Origin of the sequence: Pseudomonas sp. HN2-3 (assembly GCF_020691745.1) — a bacterium.
GTDB classification, from domain to species: domain Bacteria; phylum Pseudomonadota; class Gammaproteobacteria; order Pseudomonadales; family Pseudomonadaceae; genus Aquipseudomonas; species Aquipseudomonas capeferrum.
Map to the genome: position 1 here is coordinate 3123814 of NZ_CP085704.1, position 19416 is coordinate 3143229.

The following is a 19416-nucleotide window of genomic DNA, read 5'->3' on the forward strand; positions in this document are numbered from 1 at the left end:
GTCTGACCTCCCTGTCTCTGCGTGGATGGTCATGATGCCCAGCAAAAAACGCGCCTGCCCAGGGTGCTCAACGTGATTGCAGGCAATTAGGCGGCTGCCGCTCGACCCAACGGGTCAGTTGTTCATGGGCATACGCCAGCTGCAGCACGGCTTGGTCGGCCTGGGCGGGGCCTATGATCTGCAGGCCCATCGGCAGCCCCGCGGCATTGAAGCCAACCGGTACGCTCATGCTCGGCAAGCCGGCCAACGTCGGGCCGATGACTACCTCCATCCAGCGGTGGTAGGTGTCCATCGCCTGCCCGCCGACCACCTTCGGCCACGCTTGGGCTGCGTCGAAAGGGAACACCTGGGCAGCAGGCAACAGCAGAAAATCGTAACGTTCAAACAGGGTGTTCAACGCCTGGTACCAGGCGCTGCGGTCCAGCGAGGCCTGGTAAACGTCCGCCGCCGTCAGGCGCTGGCCCCCTTCAACCTCCCAGCGCGCCTCGGGTTTGAGCAGTGCGCGCTTCGCGGGGTGGGCATAGGCTGCGCTCAGGCTTCCGTGCACCAGGAAGTGGCGGTGAGTCAGCCAGCATTGCCACAGGCGCGCCATATCGAAGCCTGGCTGGCACGCTTCGACTTCGCAACCCAGCGCGGCGAAGTCCGCCAAGGCCGCTTCGCACAGGCCCATTACCCCGTCATCCATCGGCAGGTAACCGTCATGGCTGCCCAGCCAGCCGACCCGCACGCCCTTGAAATCACGCGGCAGCCCATGGGCGAAGTCGCGCGGGCCGTCGCGCAGTGACAATGGCACCCGCGCGTCATGGCCGGCCTGGACCGACAGTAGCCGCGCCACATCTGTCACCGTGCGCCCCATCGGGCCCTCGGTGGCCAGCTGCTGCATGAACAGCTCCGGTGTCGGCCCATATGGCACCCGCCCTTGCGAAGGGCGCAGGCCAAACACATTGTTGAACGCCGCCGGGTTGCGTAGCGAGCCCATCATGTCGCTGCCATCGGCCACCGGCAGCAAGCGCAGGGCCAGGGCCGCAGCTGCCCCGCCACTGCTGCCACCGGCCACGCGGCTCGGGTCGTAGGCGTTGAGGGTGGTGCCGAACAGCGTGTTGTAGCTTTGCGAGCCGAGGCCGAACTCCGGCACATTGCTCTTGCCGATGATGATCGCCCCGCTGGCGCGCACCCGCGCCACGCTGAGCGCATCCTGCTCGGGCACATGCTCGGCGAACAGCGGCGAGCCCAGCGTGGTACGCAGCCCCGCCGTGGCCGCCAGGTCCTTGACCGCCTGCGGCATGCCATGCATCCAGCCCCGCGACTGCCCGCCCGCCAGCTCGCGGTCGCGCGCGTCGGCCTCGGCCAACAGCACCGCGCCCTCGCGCAGCGACACCAACGCATTGACCTGCGGGTTAAAGCGTTCGATATGGCCCAGGTAGGCCTGCATCACTTCACGGCACGACACTTGGCGGGCATGAATCGCCTGGGACAGCGCCTCGGCATCCAGGGCAACGATCGGGTCGATGGCTAACAGGTTCACGGTTTCACTCCAAGGTTGAAGGCAACAGCCTTGCCAGCACGCGGGGCCTCTTTCAGGCAATAGGTGCCCAGCAGCGTCAGCAGGCACGCGAATAGCACATAGAACGACGGCGCCACCGGCGTGCCGAGCACCTTGCTCAGCCAAGTGACGATCAGCGGGGCGAAGCCGCCGAACACCATCACCGCAACGTTGTAGGCCACCGACACCCCGGTGGAGCGCACCTCGATCGGGAACTGCTCGGCCAGGGCGGTCGGCGCCGGGCCGAAGAAGCCGCCGATGGCAGTGCACAGCAGCAGTTGCATCACCAGCAGGCGCTCGATCGATGGCGCCGCCGCTACCCAGACATACAACGGGTAGACCATCACGAAGAACGCCAAGGTAAAGGCCATCAGCACCGGCCGCCGGCCCAGGCGGTCCGATAACGCACCCGCCAGGGGGATCACCACGGTCATCAGGCCCACGGCCAGCATCTGCACCAGCAACACCTGGTCCAGCGGCAGGCCCAGGTTCTTGTGGGCGAAGGTTGGCATGTTCACCAGCACGACATAGAACGACACCGTCGCCCCACAGGCCAAGCCCATCGACACCAACAGGCTGCGGCGGTGCTCACGCAGTACCTGCCACAAACTCGGCGCCTGGCCCTTGGCCTGCTTGCGGGCTTCGAGGAACTCCTCGGGCTCTTCCATGTGCTTGCGAATCCACAGCCCCACCGGGCCGATCAGCAAGCCGATCACGAACGGGATCCGCCAGCCCCAGCTGTCCAAGGCCTCGGGCGTGCACAGGTGGGTGACCAGCGCCACCATCGCCGCCCCACTGAACACCGCCAGGCATTGCCCCACCAGTTGCCACGAACCATACAGCCCCTTGCGGTGGGCCGGTGCGCTTTCCACCAGAAACGCCGTGGCACTGGCGTATTCACCGCCCGTGGCAAAGCCCTGCAGCATGCGCGCCACCACGATCAGCAGCGGCGCGCCCATGCCGATGGCCACGTAGCTGGGGGCAAAGGCGATCATCGCGATGGACACCGTCATCAGGCGGATGATCAGTTGCATCGCCGCCTTGCGCCCCTTGCGGTCGGAATACATACCCAGCAGCACCCCGCCCACCGGGCGCATGAAAAAGCCCACGCCGAAGGTGGCCAGGGCCATCAGCAGCGAGGCGTACTCGTCGTCGGAGGGGAAGAACTGACGGGCGATGATGCTGGCCAGAAAGCCGTACACGATAAAGTCATACCACTCCAGGGCATTGCCGATGACCGCCGCGACCACTTGCCGGGTACGCGACGCGCCTGTATTGGAAGTCTGCATGCGGAGCACTCCATCAATCTGTTGGCCAGAAACGCTTCAAGTGATCGCCCAGGCACGCTCGCGCCCGGGTTCCAGCGGCAGTCGTCAATGCAGGGTTCAGGCGGGCTCGAGCCAGCGCTCGGTCAGCGCGCCCCAGTAAGCGGCGCCGGTCAGCAGGATGTCATCGTTGAAGTCATAGGCCGGGTTGTGCACCATCGGCCGCTTCACGCCATTGCCAATGAACAGGTAGGCGCCAGGGCAGCGCTGCAGCATCCAGGCAAAGTCCTCGCTGCCCATCAGCTTGCGGGTATTGCCATCCACCGCGTCGGCGCCGAGCAGTTCGACACCGACCTGGTGGGCAAAGGCGTTTTCGGCGGCGTGGTTGACCAGCACCGGGTAAGCGGGACGATGCTCGATGCTGGCGGTGCAGCCATAGCTCTGCGCCTGGCTGACGATGATCGCCTGCACCCGCTCCAGGGTCTGTGCGCGCACCTCGGCATTCAGGGCGCGCAAGCTCAGACGCAGCAGGGCCTGCTGCGGGATCACGTTGGCTGCCTCGCCAGCCTGCAGCGCACCGACGGTCACTACTGCCGCTTCCTGCGCATCGATGTTGCGCGCCACCACGGTCTGCAACGCCATCACCACACTGGCCGCTGCCACCAGCGGGTCGACCGTCAGGTGCGGCATGGAACCATGCCCACCGACCCCCTCGATGGTCACCGTGAGCAAGTCCTGCGAGGCCATCATCGGCCCCTCACGCAAGCCCAGGTGCCCCGCTGGCAGCCCGGGCATGTTGTGCATGCCGAACAAGGCATCGCAGGGGAAGCGCTCCAGCAGGCCGTCGGCGAGCATCGCCTCGGCGCCACCTTGGCCCTCTTCAGCCGGCTGGAAGATCAGCGTCAGCGTGCCATCGAACTGGCGGGTAGCAGCCAGGTAACGGGCGGCACCCAGCAACATGGTGGTATGCCCGTCATGGCCGCAAGCGTGCATGCAGCCCTGGTGGCGGCTGCTGTAGGCAGCGCCGGTGGCCTCGTGAATGGGCAGCGCGTCCATGTCGGCACGCAGGCCGAGCTTGCGTGGGCTGCTGCCGTTGCGCAGCACGCCGACCACGCCGGTCTTGCCGATGCCTGTGTGCACCTCGTAGCCCCAGTCTTTGAGCAATTGCGCGACCAGGGCCGAGGTGCGGCTTTCTTCGAAACCGAGTTCGGGGTGAGCGTGGATATCGTGGCGGATGGCGTGCAGGTCGCTGGCCACGTCGTTGAGCCAGGCCAGGATGTGCTGATGGTGCGGCATGTGGAATCTCCTCGCGCGGGTGAGTCCCGTTCTTGTTGTTCGCTTTGAGATCACGACGGGGAAGGCAGGTCGTGGTTACGGACAGATAAGCGCGACGGGGGCCGGAGCACAATTGAATGTGGTTCCACGGGGTGGAACATGGCAGCGAAGGGGGATTGCGGGCGGGCGGCTATGGGTATGTCTTGGGAGTTTTTGCGCCTATGAGATCGAGCGCCGCCCGCGCGGCGCTTCGCGGCGCAAGGCCGCTCCCACATTTGTTTCGGGCCAATGAGGTCTGTGGCATTTGCGCGCGACCGCCCTGTTTGTACGACGCGATATTGAGGCAGGCGCCAAAGGGCCGCGCGCCAATGCTTCAGGCATAACTGGCCCGAAACAAATGTGGGAGCGGCCTTGCGCCGCGAAGCGCCGCGCGGGCGGCGCTCGATCTCGCAGGCGCTAAACCTCCCAACCCCTACACCTGCCAGCCCCCCCCAATCCCCGCACAGCCCCTCAAATTACTGCTACCGTGCCCCATTTCCCCAGCCAAGGAGCGCCCAATGCCACCACGCAACCCAACCCCTACCGGTTTCGTCCGTGTCCGTGGCGCTCGCGAGCACAACCTCAAGAACATCGACGTGGACATCCCCCGCGACGCGCTGGTGGTGTTCACCGGTGTATCCGGCTCGGGCAAATCTTCATTGGCCTTCTCCACCCTGTATGCCGAAGCCCAGCGCCGCTACTTCGAATCGGTCGCGCCCTATGCCCGGCGCCTGATCGACCAGGTTGGCGTACCCGACGTGGACGCCATCGAAGGCCTGCCCCCTGCGGTGGCCCTGCAGCAGCAACGCGGCACGCCAAGCGCGCGCTCCTCGGTCGGCAGCGTCACCACATTGTCCAGCTCGATCCGCATGCTCTACTCGCGTGCCGGCCACTACCCGGCCGGGCAGGCCATGCTGTACGCCGAAGACTTCTCGCCCAATACCCCACAAGGGGCCTGCCCCGAATGCCACGGCCTGGGCCGTGTCTACGAGGTGAACGAGGCAACCATGGTCCCCGACCCGTCGTTGACCATACGTGAGCGGGCGGTGGCCGCCTGGCCGATGGCCTGGCAGGGCCAGAACCTGCGCGATATCCTGGTGACCATGGGCTATGACGTTGACACCCCCTGGCGCGACCTGCCCCAGGAGCAACGCGACTGGATCCTCTACACCGAAGAAACCCCCACCGTGCCGGTCTACGCCGGGCTCAGCCCGGCGCAGACCCGCGCCGCACTCAAGCGCAAGCTCGAACCCAGCTACCAAGGCACCTTCAGCGGCGCCCGGCGCTACGTGATGCACACGTTCATGCATTCGCAGAGCGCGCAGATGCGCAAGCGCGTCTCCCAATTCATGCGCCCAAGCCCCTGCCCGCTGTGCCAGGGCAAACGGCTCAAGCGCGCAGCGCTGGCCGTGACCTTCGCCGGCCGCGACATCGGCGAGCTGTCGCGCCTGCCTTTGCAGACGCTGGCCGAGGTATTCCGCTCGGTGGCAGCCCCCGGTTATCTGCAACAGCACGAAGACACCCTGACCCTGGAAAAGCGCCTGGCCGCCCAGCGCATCGCCCACGAACTGCTGGAACGAATCGCGCCGCTGATTGACCTGGGCCTCGGCTACCTGGCCCTGGAACGCAGCACGCCGACACTGTCCTCGGGCGAACTGCAACGCCTGCGCCTGGCCACCCAGCTCAACTCGCAACTGTTCGGCGTCATCTACGTGCTCGACGAACCGTCGGCCGGCCTGCACCCGGCCGACAGCGAAGCGCTGTTCGACGCCCTGCAACGGCTCAAGCAGGCGGGCAATTCGGTGTACGTGGTGGAGCACGACCTGGACACCATGCGCCGCGCCGACTGGCTGGTGGATGTCGGCCCGGCAGCCGGCGAGCATGGCGGGCAGGTGCTGTACAGCGGCCCGCCCGCAGGCCTGGCCGAGGTCGAGGTATCGCGCACCCGAGCCTATCTCTTCGCCCCGCAGCAGCCGGCCGCTCGAGCGCCACGACAGCCGCAGGCCTGGCTGCAGCTGGAGGGCATCACGCGCAACAACCTCAACAACCTCAGTACCCGGTTCCCTTTGGGGTGCTTCACCTCGGTGACCGGTATTTCCGGCTCGGGCAAGTCGAGCCTGGTCAGCCAGGCGCTGCTGGAGCTGGTCGGTGCCCACCTGGGCCATGCCGAACAGCGTGCCGAGCCCGAGGAGCAGAGCCTGGAAGACGAGCCCGAGCAAACCAGCGCAGGCCGTGTCAGCGCGGGCCTGGACAACATCAAGCGGCTGGTGCAGGTCGACCAGAAGCCCATCGGCCGCACGCCGCGCTCCAACCTTGCCACCTACACCGGCCTGTTCGACTACGTGCGCAAGCTGTTCGCCAGCACCGAGCAGGCCAAGGCGAACGGCTTCGATGCCGGGCGGTTTTCGTTCAACGTTGCCAAGGGCCGTTGCGAGAACTGCGAGGGTGAAGGGTTCGTCAGCGTCGAGCTGCTGTTCATGCCCAGCGTGTATGCACCCTGCCCCACCTGCCATGGCGCCCGCTACAACCCCGATACCCTGGCAGTGACCTGGCAGGGCATGAACATCGCCCAGGTGCTGCAACTGACCGTCGACCAGGCCCTTGCGGTGTTCGCCGAACAACCGCCGGTACGACGCTGCCTGCAAGTCCTGCAGGATATCGGCCTGGGTTACCTGCGCCTGGGGCAGCCGGCCACCGAGCTGTCCGGCGGCGAGGCGCAACGCATCAAGCTGGCCACCGAGCTGCAGCGCACCGCGCGCGGGGCGACGCTGTACGTGCTGGACGAGCCCACCAACGGGCTGCATCCGCAGGACATCGACCGGCTGCTGGTGCAACTCAATCGCCTGGTCGATGCCGGGCATAGCGTAGTGGTGGTCGAGCATGACATGCGTGTGGTGGCGCAAAGCGACTGGGTGATCGACATCGGGCCGGGGGCCGGGGATGCCGGCGGCAAGGTCGTGGTCAGTGGGACGCCACAAACGGTTGCCCAGTGCAAAGCCAGCCGCACCGCCAGCTTCCTGGCCAAGGCGTTGTAGGCGCGGCAAACTTGAGCGCAGACAGTTTTAATGCCCCAGCCCCTCACGTACAGTCTGCCCATGAACAAATACGCCCCACGCCAGTGGCTCCCACACGAAAAACCCAGCCTGCCTGGGTCGCCCTCCACTCCCCTGCACACGCCCGGAAAACGCCTGGCCTATGGGGTAGTGGGGCTGCTGGTGGCGATCACTGGTGGCCTGGGCAGCGCGCTGGTAACGGCCAACCTGGTGTTCCTGCAGGGTGCCCTTGGCGCGACCACCGCCGAAATGGCCTGGCTGCCGGCCGCCTATGTGATGACCAACGTGTCGATGAACCTGCTGCTGGTCAAGTTTCGCCAGCAGTTCGGCTTGCGCGCCTTCACCGAAGTGTTCCTGGTGCTCTATGTACTGGTCACCTTTGCCCACCTGTTCGTCAATGACCTGAACTCGGCAATCGCCGTGCGCGCCGCCCACGGCATGGTCGGCGCTGCGCTCAGTTCGCTGGGCCTGTACTACATGATCCAGGCGTTCCCTGCGCAGTGGCGGCTCAAGGCTATGGTCCTGGGCCTTGGCGCCTCGCAGCTGGCCTTGCCGCTGGCGCGGATCTTCTCCGAAGACTTGTTGCAGATCGCTGAATGGCGCGGGTTGTACCTGTTCGAGTTGGGCCTGGCACTGGCCGCACTGGGTTGCGTGCTGATGCTCAAGTTGCCGCCTGGCGACCGCTTCAAGACCTTCGAGCCGCTCGACTTTCTGACCTTCACCCTGATGGCCAGCGGCACCGCCCTGCTTTGCGCCGCACTGTCGCTGGGGCGCATCGACTGGTGGCTGGAGGCGCCCTGGATCGGTGTGGCGCTGGCGTCGTCGATCGGCCTGATATTCAGCGGCCTGGCCATCGAACACAATCGCCAGAACCCCTTGCTGATGACACGCTGGCTGGGCAGCGGCACGATCATCCGCCTGGCCCTGTGTGTGATCCTGATTCGCATGGTGACCTCGGAGCAGTCCACCGGTGCGGTGGGTTTTCTGCAGGCGCTGAACATGAGCAGCGAGCAGATGCGCACGCTGTACGCGATCATGCTGTTCGGCGCGGTGGCCGGCCTTGCCACCAGCGCCCTGACCATCGACCCCAAGCACCTGGTCATCCCGCTGCTGGTTTCGCTGCTGGCAATGGCCGTCGGAGCCTTCATGGACAGCAGCTCAAGCAACCTCACGCGCCCGGCGCAGATGTACCTTAGCCAGTTCCTGCTGGCCTTCGGCAGCACCTTCTTCCTGGGCCCGTCGATGGCCCTGGGCATCAGCCATGTGCGGGCCAACCCCCGCAACCTGGTGAGTTTTTCGGTGCTGTTCGGCATCTGCAACAACCTCGGCGGCCTTATTGGCGCAGCGCTGCTCGGCACCTTCCAGACCTGGCGGGAAAAATTTCACTCCAGCCACCTGATGGACCGGCTCAGTTACCTTGAGCCGCTGGTCAACGCCCGCGTGCAAAGCGGTGGCGGCGGTTATGCCGGGATCCTCGCCGACCCGGCGCTGCGCAGCGAAGCCGGCCTGCGCGTGCTAGCCAGTGCGGCCACCCGGGAGGCCAACGTGATGGCCTACAACGATGTCTTCATGCTGATCGGCAGCATCGCTATCCTGACCATGGTCTGGATCTGCATCCGCAGCACCTGGCTCTGGTACACGGCCGCCAAGGCCACCTACTCCGACCCTAGCCGTAGCGCGCCTACCCGATGACCGACGAAACCCGCACGACCACCACCACCGCCCTCGCCGAGACCCCGGAAGGCACGCCGCCCCCCAGCGAACCAACCAGCCCGGTACGCTCGCGCCGGGTGCGCATCCTGTCGACGGTCAGTTTTGCCTGCGTGGCCCTGGCCGGCATCCTGCTGGTGCTCTATGCCTGGCGCCTGCCGCCGTTCGGCAGCGCCATCGAGAGTACCGAAAATGCCCTGGTGCGCGGCCAGGTGACCATCATCGGCCCGCAACTCAGTGGCTACATCGTCGATGTACCGGTGCATGACTTCCAGTTCGTCAAGGCGGGCGACCTGCTGGTGCAACTGGACGACCGCATCTACACGCAACGCCTGGCCCAGGCCATCGCCCAATTGCAACAGCAACAGGCGGCACTGGCCAATAACCTGCAGCAACGCAACAGTGCCGAGGCCACCATCGCCCAGCGTCAGGCTGCCATCGGTGATGCGGCAGCCCAGGCGGCCAAGGCCAAGGCCGACCTCGGCCGTAACCAGGCTCTGGTCAGCGACGGCTCGGTGTCGCGCCGCGAGCTGGACCTGGCCCGGGCCAGCCAGGCGGCTGCCGTCGCCAGCCTGGCCCAGGCCAAGGCTGCACTGGAAATCGCCCGCCAGGACCGGGAAACCGTGGTGGTCAACCGGGCTGCGCTGCAAGCTGCGGTGGAAAATGCCAAGGCCGCCGTGGAGCTGGCCCGCATCGACCTCGACAACACCCGTGTGACCGCCCCGCGCGATGGCCAGCTGGGGCAGATTGGCACGCGCCTGGGGGCCTATGTGAACTCAGGTGCGCAATTGATGGCGCTGGTGCCCGACACCCTGTGGGTGATCGCCAACATGAAGGAAACCCAGATGGCCGCAGTGCGTATCGGCCAGCCGGTGAGTTTCACCGTGGATGCCTTGAACCACCTGAAGCTGTACGGCCATGTGCAGCAGATTTCGCCGGCCACCGGCTCCGAGTTCGCGCTGCTGCAGGCGGACAACGCTACCGGCAACTTCGTCAAGATTGCCCAGCGGATCCCGGTGCGCATCACCGTGGATGCCGACCAGCCCCAGGCAAAACGGTTACGGCCAGGTATGTCGGTGGTGGTGAGCATCGACACCCGTGACGAGCGGTAGGTACCTGCCGAGGTGCCGTCTTGCCGCTCTAGGCCGTGGGGTTTGCCTGGCTTTGGCTTGGCGGTGGTGCTGATATCGAGCGCCGCCCGCGCGGCGCATCGCGACGCAAGGCCGCTCCTACATTTGTTTCGGGCCAGTGAGGCCAGTGGCAATTGCGCGCGACCGCCTTGTTTGTACGACGCGATATTGAGGGGGGCACCAAGGGGCCGCGCGCCAATGCCACAGGAATAATTGGCCCGAAACAAATGTAGGAGCGGCCTTGCGTCGCGATGCGCCGCGCGGGCGGCGCTCGATATACGCACCCCTGAAGAAACCAAGCCAGGCACCTGATGCCCCTCCCTACAATCTCCAGCCCCCCCAAAAACGCGAGCAATACAACTGCCCCCCACAACGTAAACCTACGCGCTACATCCATGCAGCCAGCACAACCGGCAACCAGGCAAACGACAGCACAGTCGAACACATCACCAGGTTCGCCACCTGCTCGGGCGAGCGATTGGCCCGCACCGCCATCAGGTAGTTGAACACCGCCACCGGCATCGCGGACTGCAGCATCAGCACCGCCCGCTCCAGCGGTTCCATACCCAGCCCCGCGCCCACGGCCCAACCCACTGCCGCGCCCAGCACGATACGCAGCCCACCCAACAGGATGCCGCTGCCGACATGCTGCAAGCGGATGCTGGCCAACGATACCCCCAGGGTCAGCAGCATCAGCGGTATGGTCATGCCGCCAAGCAGGTCTGCCGTGTTGGCCAGCCAACGCGGCAGTTCGAAATCGAGAAAGATGATCGGCATCGCCCCCGCCAGGCTGATCACGATGGGGTTGCGGACCAGCGCCTTGAGCGACGCCGCCGTGCCCGAGATGGCCATGCCGATGGTGAACTGCACGATCGACAGGGTCAGGAAAAACGCCACCGCCAGGGCCAACCCATGCTCGCCGAAGGCGTACAGGCTGATCGGCAGGCCCATGTTGCCGGTATTGGGGAACATGAACGCCGGCAACAGCACCCGCCAGTGTTGCCCCGAGACGCGGCACACCAGCAGCCCTGCCAAGGCCATGCCCAGCGTGCACAACAGGCAGGCCACGGCCATGCTGGTGAACGCCGTCGGGTCCAGTTCGGTGCGGCTCAAGGTCGACAGCACCAGCGAGGGCGTGCCGACCGTCATCACGATCCTGGCGATGAACTCGGTGGGGTAGTCCAAGCCTTTGCGAGCCCAGGCGAAACCAATGCCGGCAACGATGAACACGGGTGCCAGAACGGCGAACAACGATGCCAGCATGAGCCTTACCTTCCTGGGTTGGGGAAGGCGTCAGTATGCCGCAGTGTTACCCCGCATCAACCCGGAAACAGAAATGGGTTGATGCTGCTACGGGCAAAGCCTTGCCCTTCAAGCTCGGCATCCAGCCGCAGCGTGGCCAGGTCATCGGCGACAGGTTCCAGCGCCGGGTCGTGCTCGTAATAGAACGCCTTGAGGTAGCTTTCGCAGTCGCCGCAGCTTTCTGCCTTGACCGCACTGTCCTGACGCTCCAGCGACCAATAGTCCAGTTTGCCGGTGTGTTCGCAATTGCTGCACTTGACCCGCACCATGTGCCAGCGGCTCTCGCACAGCCCGCAATGCAAATAGCGCAGCCCGGCACGCTTGCCCGTGAGGATGACGCTGGCCACCGGCGCGCCGGCGCATACCGGGCAGAACTGGCGGTGCTCCCCCACTGCCGCGTGGGCATGGGCAGGCAGTGCCGCCGCAAGTTGCACGAAGTACAGCCCCAGTGCGGCCCACAGGAACAGCGCCTGGCCGCTGTCCACTTCGCCATAGCGGCCCTGCAGCAGGTGCTCGGCGCAGGCTTCGCGCTGTTCGTGGCTCAATGCGGCAAGCGCATCCAGCGCGGCGCGTACCGGGCCGCTGGCCTCAGCGCGCAGGTCTTCGATCAACGCTTCGAGCGCTTGCTGCCAGTAACGCGAACGCGGCAACTGCTGCACCGCTAACGGCGCAGCATCGCCCACCCGCTGGGCAAGGGCCTCAAGCTCGGGCGCAGGCACCGGAAAACGCTCCAGCAGCCGCTGCTGGGCCTGTGCAACGGTGGCGGCGAAGCCCAGGTAATCAGCCTGCTCATGCCCCTCGGCCAGCTGGCGCAAACGCGCTGCGCGCTTGGCAAAGTGCTGACCCAATTGCGGCAGCAACAAGGCGCTGATAGCGCCCACGCCACCGCTGGGTTGCTCGACCGCCGTCAGTTTGATGCTGCTGCTCATTTCTTCTCACTCTTGTTGCTGATCTGCTGGTACCAGCGGTCATGGTGCGACTTGGCCCAGGTACGCGAGACGTAGCCTGTGATCATGCCGCGAATCGAGCCCTTGACCCAGAACGCCAGGTAAGCGTGGCCGATGATCAGCAAGATCAGCGAGATGCCGGCCAGGGCATGGGTAAACAGGGCGATGCGGATCAGCGGGATGCTGAAGTAGTCGGCAAACCACGGCCGCCAGATGATCACGCCACTGCCCATCAGCAAGGTGATCAGGCCCATGATCCCCCAGAACAGGACCTTCTGGCCGGCGTTGTACTTGCCAATGCGCAGCGGCTGACTGTGATCGCCCGCCAGCACCTTGTTGACGTTGCGAAACCAGATGGCGTCTTCACGCTCGGGCAGGTTGTACCTGACGAAGCGCACGAACAGGAACATCAGCACCACAAACACCACCACCCCGAAAAACGGGTGAAGGATTCGCGCCAGCTGTGGCGTGCCGAACACCCCGTTGAGCCAGTTCAGCGACGGGAAGAACCACGACAGCCCCGACATCGCCACCAGGAAGAAACAGATGACCATGAACCAGTGGCTGGCCCGGTCGATGAAGCGCGTGCGCAGAATCAGTCGGTCCTTGTTCATACCTGGGTCTCCTTTTCGTCTTCCTCGACTTCGTTGGGGCCTACACCGATGTAGTGGAACACCGTGCCCGCCAGGGTGGCGAAGAACGCTGCGGCGGCCACCGGCTTCAGCCAGCCTTTCCAGCCCTCGATGGCGCTGCTGATGCGCGGGTCCGGGTTGAGCTTGTGGTACAGCTGCGGCTTGTCGGCGTGTTGCAGCACGTAGAACACATGGGTGCCACCCACGGCCTGCGGGTCGTAGATACCGGCACCGGCAAAGCCGCGGCCTTGCAGTTCGCTCACGCGCTCTTCTGCCTGCACCAGCATGTCGGCCTTGCTGCCGAAGTTGATCGCGCCGGTCGGGCAGGTTTTAACGCAGGCCGGTTCCTGGCCGACCGTGACCCGGTCGACGCACAGCGTGCACTTGTAGGCCTTGTTGTCCTTCTTGCTGATGCGCGGCACATCGAACGGGCAGCCGGCCACGCAGTAGCCACAGCCAATGCAGTGTTCGGACTGGAAGTCGACGATACCGTTGGCGTACTGAATGATCGCACCCGGTTGCGGGCAAGCCTTCAGGCAGCCAGGGTCGGCGCAGTGCATGCAGCCATCCTTGCGGATCAGCCACTCCAGCTTGCCGTTTTCGTCCTGGTGCTCGTCGAAACGCATCAGCGTCCAGGTGTCTGGCGTGAGATCGGCCGGGTTGTCGTACACGCCGACGTTATGCCCGACCTCGTCACGCAGGTCGTTCCACTCGTTGCACGCTACCTGGCAGGCCTTGCAGCCGATGCAGATGCTGACGTCGATCAGCTTGGCCACCTCGGCCTGGTGGTCGCGGGCACGGGGCGCGGGGGTGAAGGCGTTGGTCGCCGAACGGCGAATGATGTCTTGGGATTGCAGGGACATGTGCGTCGCTCCGTCAGGCCTTTTCCACGTTCACCAGGAACGCTTTGTATTCCGGGGTGTTGGTGTTGGAATCACCCACGCCTGGGGTCAGCGTGTTGGCCAGAAAACCCTTGCGGGTAGCGCCTTCGAAGCCCCAGTGGCAAGGGATGCCGATGGTGTCGACCATCTGCCCGGCAACCTCCAGGCGCTGGACCCGCTTGGTGACCACCGCCTTGGCCTTGATGTAGCCGCGCTTGGTGGTCACCCGCACCAGGTCGCCCTGGACGATGCCCTTCTCCTTGGCCAGCACTTCGCCGATCTCGATAAACTGCTCGGGCTGGATGATCGCGTTGAGCCGCGAGTGTTTGGTCCAGTGGCGGAACAGCTCGGTGATCGAATAGGTGGTGGCCACGTAAGGGAACTCCTCACGGCTACCCATGCGCGCCCGGTCGCTTTCGTACAGCCGTGCGGTCGGGCTCTTGCTGACATTGGGGTGCAGCGGGTTGGACACCAGCGGGCTTTCGATCGGTTCGTAATGCTCAGGGAACGGCCCATCGTTCATGGCGCCGACCGAGAACAGCCGCCCTACCCCTTCGGGCAGCATGATGAACGGGTTGACGTCGCTGCCGGGCGCGGCGGTAACCGGGTAGTCCGGCACATCGCTGCCAGCCCAGCGGCTGCCATCCCAGGCAATGATCTGGCGCTTCGGGTCCCAGGCCTTGCCCTGAGGGTCGGCCGAGGCACGGTTGTAGAGGATGCGGCGATTCTGCGGCCAGGCCCACGCCCAGCCCGGCGTGCAGCCCAGGCCGCTGTCGGCGTTGTCGCGGCGGGCCATCTGGTTGCCGGCTTCGGTCCAGGAACCGGCGAACACCCAGTTGAAGCAGGCGGTACTGCCGTCGTCACGCAATTGGGCGAAGTTGTCCAGCAACTGGCCCTTGCGCAGCACCAGGTTGCCCTTGTCGTCATGCAGGTCGGCCAGGGCGTAGCCGTTGGACTCCTTGGCGACTTCCTCGGGTTCTGGGTCGTAGGGGTTCTTGTAGTCCCAGGCCATGTTCAACACGGGCTCCGGGCACACGCCACCCTCGCGGCGATACAGCTCGCGCAGCTTCATGAACAGATGGCCGAGGATCTTGCCATCGTGCCAGGCTTCACCCGGTGGCGCCGCGCCGGCCCAGTGCCATTGCAGCCAACGGCTGGAGTTGACGATCGAGCCGTTCTCTTCGGCGAAGCAGCTGGAGGGCAGGCGGAAGACCTCGGTCTGGATGGCTGCCGGGTCGACGTCGTTGGACTCGCCATGGTTCTGCCAGAAGCTCGATGTCTCGGTCGCCAGCGGGTCGATGATCACCAGGAACTTGAGCTTGGCCAAGGCCTCGGCAGCCTTGTTCTTGTCCGGGAAGGCCGCGATCGGGTTGAAGCCCTGGGCAATGTAGCCGTTGACCTTGCCTTCGTACATGCGGTTGGAATAGTTGAGCACATCGTAGCTGTCGTCCCACTTGGGCAACCAGTCGAAGCCCCAGTTGTTCTCGCGGGTGGCCTGGTCGCCCCACAGGCTCTTCATCAGGCTGATGAAGAACTTGGGTGTGTGCTGGTAGTAGTTGACCTGCCCCGGCAGCTGGGCGCTGGGGGTGGTTTCCTTGAGGTAGGTTTCAACGCTGGTCTGGTTGTCGGACGGCAGGTTCATGTAACCCGGCAGGCGTTGCGACAACAGCCCCAGGTCGGTATAGCCCTGGATGTTGGAGTGCCCGCGCAGGGCGTTGACGCCGCCACCGGCCATGCCGATATTGCCCAGCAGCAGCTGGATCATGCCCGAACCGCGGATCATCTGGGCGCCCGTGGTGTGGTGGGTCCAGCCGAGGGCATAGAGGAAGGTCGCAGTCTTGTCCGGTGCGCTGGTGCTGGCAAGGATCTCGCAAATCTGCAGGAAATCGTCCTTGGGCGTTCCGCACAACTCGTTGACCCGCTCCGGCGTGTAGCGGCTGACATGCTGCTTGAGCAGGTTGTACACGCACCGCGGGTGGCTGAGCGACATGTCGCGCTTGGCAAAGCCCTGCTCGTCGAGCTCGTAGGCCCAGGAGCTGCGATCGTAGCGCCGGGTGCCTGCGTCGTAACCGCTGAACAGGCCGTCGTCGAAACTGTAGTCGTTGCGCACGATCAGGCTGGCATTGGTGTAGGCACGCACGTACTCATGCTGGATACGGTCGTGGCTGATCAGGTAATTCACCACCCCCATGAGGAAGGTGATGTCGGAGCCGGCGCGGATCGGCGAGTACAGGTCGGCCACCGAGGCGCTGCGGTTGAAGCGCGGGTCGACCACGATCACCTTGGCGCCGTTGCGGATCTTCGCCTCGATCACCCACTTGAAGCCCACCGGGTGCGCTTCGGCGGGGTTGCCGCCCATGATCAGCACCACGTTGGCGTTCTTGATGTCCACCCAGTTGTTGGTCATGGCGCCACGGCCAAAGGTCGGTGCCAGCGCCGATACGGTCGGGGCGTGACACACCCGGGCCTGGCTGTCGGTGCCGAGGATGCCCAGGGCGCGAGTGAAGCGCTGATCGAGCGAGCCGGTTTCGCTGCTGGCCGCCGAGGAACAGAGCATGCCGGTGGACAGCCAACGGTTGACGGTTACGCCCTTGGCGTTCTTTTCGATGAAGTTGGCATCGCGGTCGTCCTTCATCAACCGGGCGATGCGCTCGATGGCATGGTCCCAGCTGATGCGCTGCCACGTGTCCGAGCCTGGCGCGCGGTACTCCGGGTACAACAGGCGCTGTTCGCTGTGGATGTAGTCCACCAGCCCCGCCCCTTTCGGGCACAGCGAGCCCCGGCTGACCGGGTGGTCCGGGTCGCCTTCAATATGGAAGATGCGCGCCTTGGCGTTCTTCGCACCGTCGCCCAGGCTGTACATGAGGATGCCGCAGCCTACCGAGCAGTAGGTGCAGTTGTTGCGTGTCTCTTTGGCGCGCAACAGCTTGTATTGGCGTGACTGGCTGGCATTGGCCACCGCCGGTGCAAAGCCAAGCGACACGCTGGTCGCTGCCGCCGCCCCGGCCGTGCAAAGTTTGAAAAATTGTCGTCTGCCAAGTGCCATGGGCATCTCCTCATCTAAGCCCGGCTCGGTACCGGGCGAACAGGCGTTACTTATCAACGGGTGTTATCGGCAAGTCGTTCTAGTTGGGTGACGGGCACTAATCGGCGGCAATAGGTATTTGCAGTGCGTTGATATAAACGCAACTTGTTGGCAAACACTAAATGGGCCGTGGCATCACTCGTTTATCAAGGCGCCCCTTGCAGGCCGCGGCCGCCATTGTAGTGGCAGGATGCCGCAGGGACCAATTGACCGGCTTGATCGCTTGATAAGTTTTATCGATCAATACACTGCGATGGCAAATAACTGCATAACTGTATTGATCCAGATCAATAAACGGACTCGGCAACTCGATAAACCCATGAATCAATACGACTAAAGTTATTTTCCCTTACAAATTATTATTAGCAGGCTGTATTCTGGGTGCAGCTGCACTCCCCCCTGCGGCGTCTCGTCGCAGGCCAATGCCCCTTGGGCAAATCGATGCAAGCACGTAGAATCGCGCTTCCTTTTCGCCCGTCGCCTTGAACGGTGGCAACCGGCAGCAACGACAGAGTCCGTGCCTGAACACATGAACGCACATGTGAAATAGGCTCAACCCACCCCGCCCGGCCCAGTTCTTCCAAGGCCCAGCGGTTGAGTCTTGCCCAGGTCGCATCCCTCCCAGGCACATCCGTGCAGCCTCTTGGCCCCTTATCGGGCCATGTCGGCGTGCGCGTCCGAAGAGGCGCTCATTCCGCTCATCCACCTTGAGGTACATATGTCTCCGCGTTTGCTGGCCATGGCGCTGGCGCCCCTGCTCGGGCTGTTTATCATTGCCCTGGGCAACGGCTTCATGTCTTCCCTGACCACCCTGCGCCTGGGCGCTGCCGGTGAATCGGCAACCACCATCGGTATCGTGTCGTCGAGTTACTTCATTGGCCTGACCCTTGGCGCGATCTTCAATGACCGGCTGATCCTGCGCATCGGCCATATCCGCGCCTACACCAGCTTCGCCTCGCTGATCGCTGCAACCATCCTGCTGCAAGGGATGTTCTACGACACGACCTGGTGGTCGATCCTGCGTTTGATCAACGGCTGGGCCGCGGTGGGCGTATTCCTGGTGATCGAGAGCTGGCTGCTGCTGGCCGGCGACGCGAAGATCCGGGGCCGCCTGCTGGCGCTGTACATGATTGCCTTCTATGGCGCTGGCGTGATTGCCCAGGCAGGCCTTGGCGAGATCACTCGCCTGGGCGATACCGCACCGTTCATGCTCGCTGGCATGCTTGCGGCGCTGTCGGTGCTGCCGATCGTGATCCTGCCGCGGGTATCGCCGCTGCTGGACCAGGTCGAGCCACTGAAACCGCGGCAACTGCTGGGGGTCGCACCGTCGGGCCTGGTCGGCTGCTTCGGTTCGGGCGTGGCGATTGCCGGCATCTATGCCCTGCTGCCGCTGTACCTGCAGCGCATCGGCCTGGACGTGGGGGAAGTCGGCAACATGATGGCCTGGGTCATCCTCGGTGCCATGCTGCTGCAATACCCGGTTGGCCGCTGGTCTGACCGCAAAGACCGCCAGGACGTGCTGATTGCCCTGGCCGGGCTGTGCGTGGTGCTGTCGTTGATCACGGTGTTCCTGCCGTCTGAATCGTCATTGCTGCCGGCGATGCTGTTCCTGCTGGGTGGCGGGGTGTTCGCCCTGTACCCGGTGGCGGTCAGCCACGCGGCCGACCGTGCACCGTCCGACGCCCTGGTGCCGATGATCCAGGGCTTGCTGCTGATCAACTCGCTGGGCTCGGCGCTGGCGCCATTGGCGATTTCGCCGATGATGACGTCGTTCGGCGAAGCGGGGCTGTTCTGGGCCTTTGCGGTGGTCAACTTGGGGATGGTGAGCTTCTTCCTGTGGCGCCGTGGCAAGCGCCCGGCGGCGGAGCACCCGGCACCGTTCACCGCCTCGACTACCTTCTCGCCCACCGGCGCGGAGCTGCGGGTGACCGAAGACCTGATGCATGCGGCGCAGGAGCATCCGCCGCTGGAACCCGTGGAAAGCACCCGCCCCGACCCCATCCGCTAATCGCTTTTTGTAGGAGCGGCCTTGCGTCGCGAACGGGCAGCGCAGCAGCCCCGAGATTTCAGCTTGGCCGCAGAGATTGCCGGGGCTGCTGCGCAACCCGTTCGCGACGCAAGGCCGCTCCTACACAAGGCGCAATCCCGGGAGTGCATGACCACCCGTCGCCCGAAGGGCACCGCGCCGGCGCTGCCCGGCCAAACGAATGACAGATCATCCGCAAGGGAGATACACCATGATCCGCATTCGTCCCCTCTCGCTGTGCCTGGCCCTGGCCTTGGGCGTCATCAGCGGCACCAGCTTTGCCGCCACCGAGCCCACCAATACCGACAGCCACCCGCAGACCGATCAATCCGGCGGCAAGACCGCCGGTGAAGACAGCAGCGTCAACAGCCCCGGCAGCGGCCAGGACAACGACAGCAGCAACACCGGCACCAGCACCGATGCCGCAGACGGCGCCAGTGGCGGCTCCAACAGCACGGGCGAGGCCACAGGCTCGGGGGCTGGCAGCAGCGGCGGCACCGCCGAGGACCAGGACAGCCGTTAAGGCCA

13 protein-coding genes are annotated in these 19416 nt (G+C 64.9%); 5 read left to right on the forward strand and 8 right to left on the reverse strand.

Annotated elements, in window-relative coordinates; translation table 11 throughout:
• Positions 1-67: 67 nt before the first annotated feature.
• The 3 genes from LJX93_RS14125 to LJX93_RS14135 all read right to left on the reverse strand — a co-directional run bounded on the left by LJX93_RS14125 (position 68) and on the right by LJX93_RS14135 (position 4104).
• The gene (locus LJX93_RS14125) at positions 68-1525 is read right to left on the reverse strand and encodes an amidase (RefSeq protein ID WP_033698057.1); all 1458 of its coding nucleotides are present in this window, start codon (positions 1523-1525) and stop codon (positions 68-70) included.
• On the reverse strand, positions 1522-2832 hold the full coding sequence (locus tag LJX93_RS14130) for a citrate-proton symporter (protein ID WP_033698060.1): 1311 nt from the start codon (positions 2830-2832) through the stop codon (positions 1522-1524). Before LJX93_RS14130 ends, LJX93_RS14125 begins: the two co-directional genes overlap by 4 nt.
• A gap of 96 nt (positions 2833-2928) precedes the next feature.
• A complete protein-coding gene (locus LJX93_RS14135; protein ID WP_033698062.1) occupies positions 2929-4104 on the reverse strand; it encodes a M20 aminoacylase family protein in 1176 nt (391 codons plus the stop codon).
• 536 nt (positions 4105-4640) lie between these two features.
• Here LJX93_RS14135 and uvrA point away from each other — a divergent pair.
• The 3 genes from uvrA to LJX93_RS14150 are packed head-to-tail and all read left to right on the forward strand — an operon-like array spanning position 4641 to position 9997.
• A complete protein-coding gene (uvrA, locus tag LJX93_RS14140) occupies positions 4641-7157 on the forward strand; it encodes an excinuclease ABC subunit UvrA (RefSeq protein WP_095064425.1) in 2517 nt (838 codons plus the stop codon).
• 60 nt (positions 7158-7217) lie between these two features.
• Positions 7218-8867: an MFS transporter gene (locus LJX93_RS14145; RefSeq protein WP_227696071.1), complete on the forward strand. Its 1650-nt coding sequence runs from the start codon at positions 7218-7220 to the stop codon at positions 8865-8867.
• A complete protein-coding gene (locus LJX93_RS14150; protein ID WP_033698068.1) occupies positions 8864-9997 on the forward strand; it encodes an HlyD family secretion protein in 1134 nt (377 codons plus the stop codon). The genes LJX93_RS14145 and LJX93_RS14150 overlap by 4 nt, the downstream gene beginning before the upstream one ends.
• Before the next feature lie 405 nt (positions 9998-10402).
• On the opposite strand, the gene LJX93_RS14155 is transcribed toward LJX93_RS14150, so the two are convergent.
• Genes LJX93_RS14155 through fdnG form a run of 5 tightly spaced genes read right to left on the reverse strand, consistent with a single transcriptional unit; the run spans position 10403 to position 16823 of the window.
• Entirely contained in the window at positions 10403-11278 is an 876-nt protein-coding gene (locus tag LJX93_RS14155; RefSeq protein WP_033698069.1) for an AEC family transporter, read from the reverse strand.
• 56 nt (positions 11279-11334) lie between these two features.
• The gene (fdhE, locus tag LJX93_RS14160) at positions 11335-12246 is read right to left on the reverse strand and encodes a formate dehydrogenase accessory protein FdhE (protein WP_033698070.1); all 912 of its coding nucleotides are present in this window, start codon (positions 12244-12246) and stop codon (positions 11335-11337) included.
• A complete protein-coding gene (locus tag LJX93_RS14165) occupies positions 12243-12878 on the reverse strand; it encodes a formate dehydrogenase subunit gamma (protein WP_227696072.1) in 636 nt (211 codons plus the stop codon). The genes fdhE and LJX93_RS14165 overlap by 4 nt, the downstream gene beginning before the upstream one ends.
• On the reverse strand, positions 12875-13759 hold the full coding sequence (gene fdxH, locus LJX93_RS14170; protein WP_033698073.1) for a formate dehydrogenase subunit beta: 885 nt from the start codon (positions 13757-13759) through the stop codon (positions 12875-12877). The genes LJX93_RS14165 and fdxH overlap by 4 nt, the downstream gene beginning before the upstream one ends.
• Before the next feature lie 13 nt (positions 13760-13772).
• Positions 13773-16823 carry a formate dehydrogenase-N subunit alpha gene (fdnG, locus tag LJX93_RS14175; protein ID WP_227696073.1) on the reverse strand — a complete coding sequence of 1017 codons (3051 nt, stop codon included), beginning with the start codon at positions 16821-16823 and terminating at the stop codon, positions 13773-13775.
• A 757-nt stretch (positions 16824-17580) separates the two neighbouring features.
• Here fdnG and LJX93_RS14180 point away from each other — a divergent pair.
• Complete coding sequence (locus LJX93_RS14180; protein ID WP_033698075.1) at positions 17581-18870, forward strand: MFS transporter; 1290 nt, start codon at positions 17581-17583, stop codon at positions 18868-18870.
• Between the two features lie 229 nt (positions 18871-19099).
• A complete protein-coding gene (locus LJX93_RS14185; RefSeq protein ID WP_227696074.1) occupies positions 19100-19411 on the forward strand; it encodes a hypothetical protein in 312 nt (103 codons plus the stop codon).
• Positions 19412-19416: the final 5 nt, after the last annotated feature.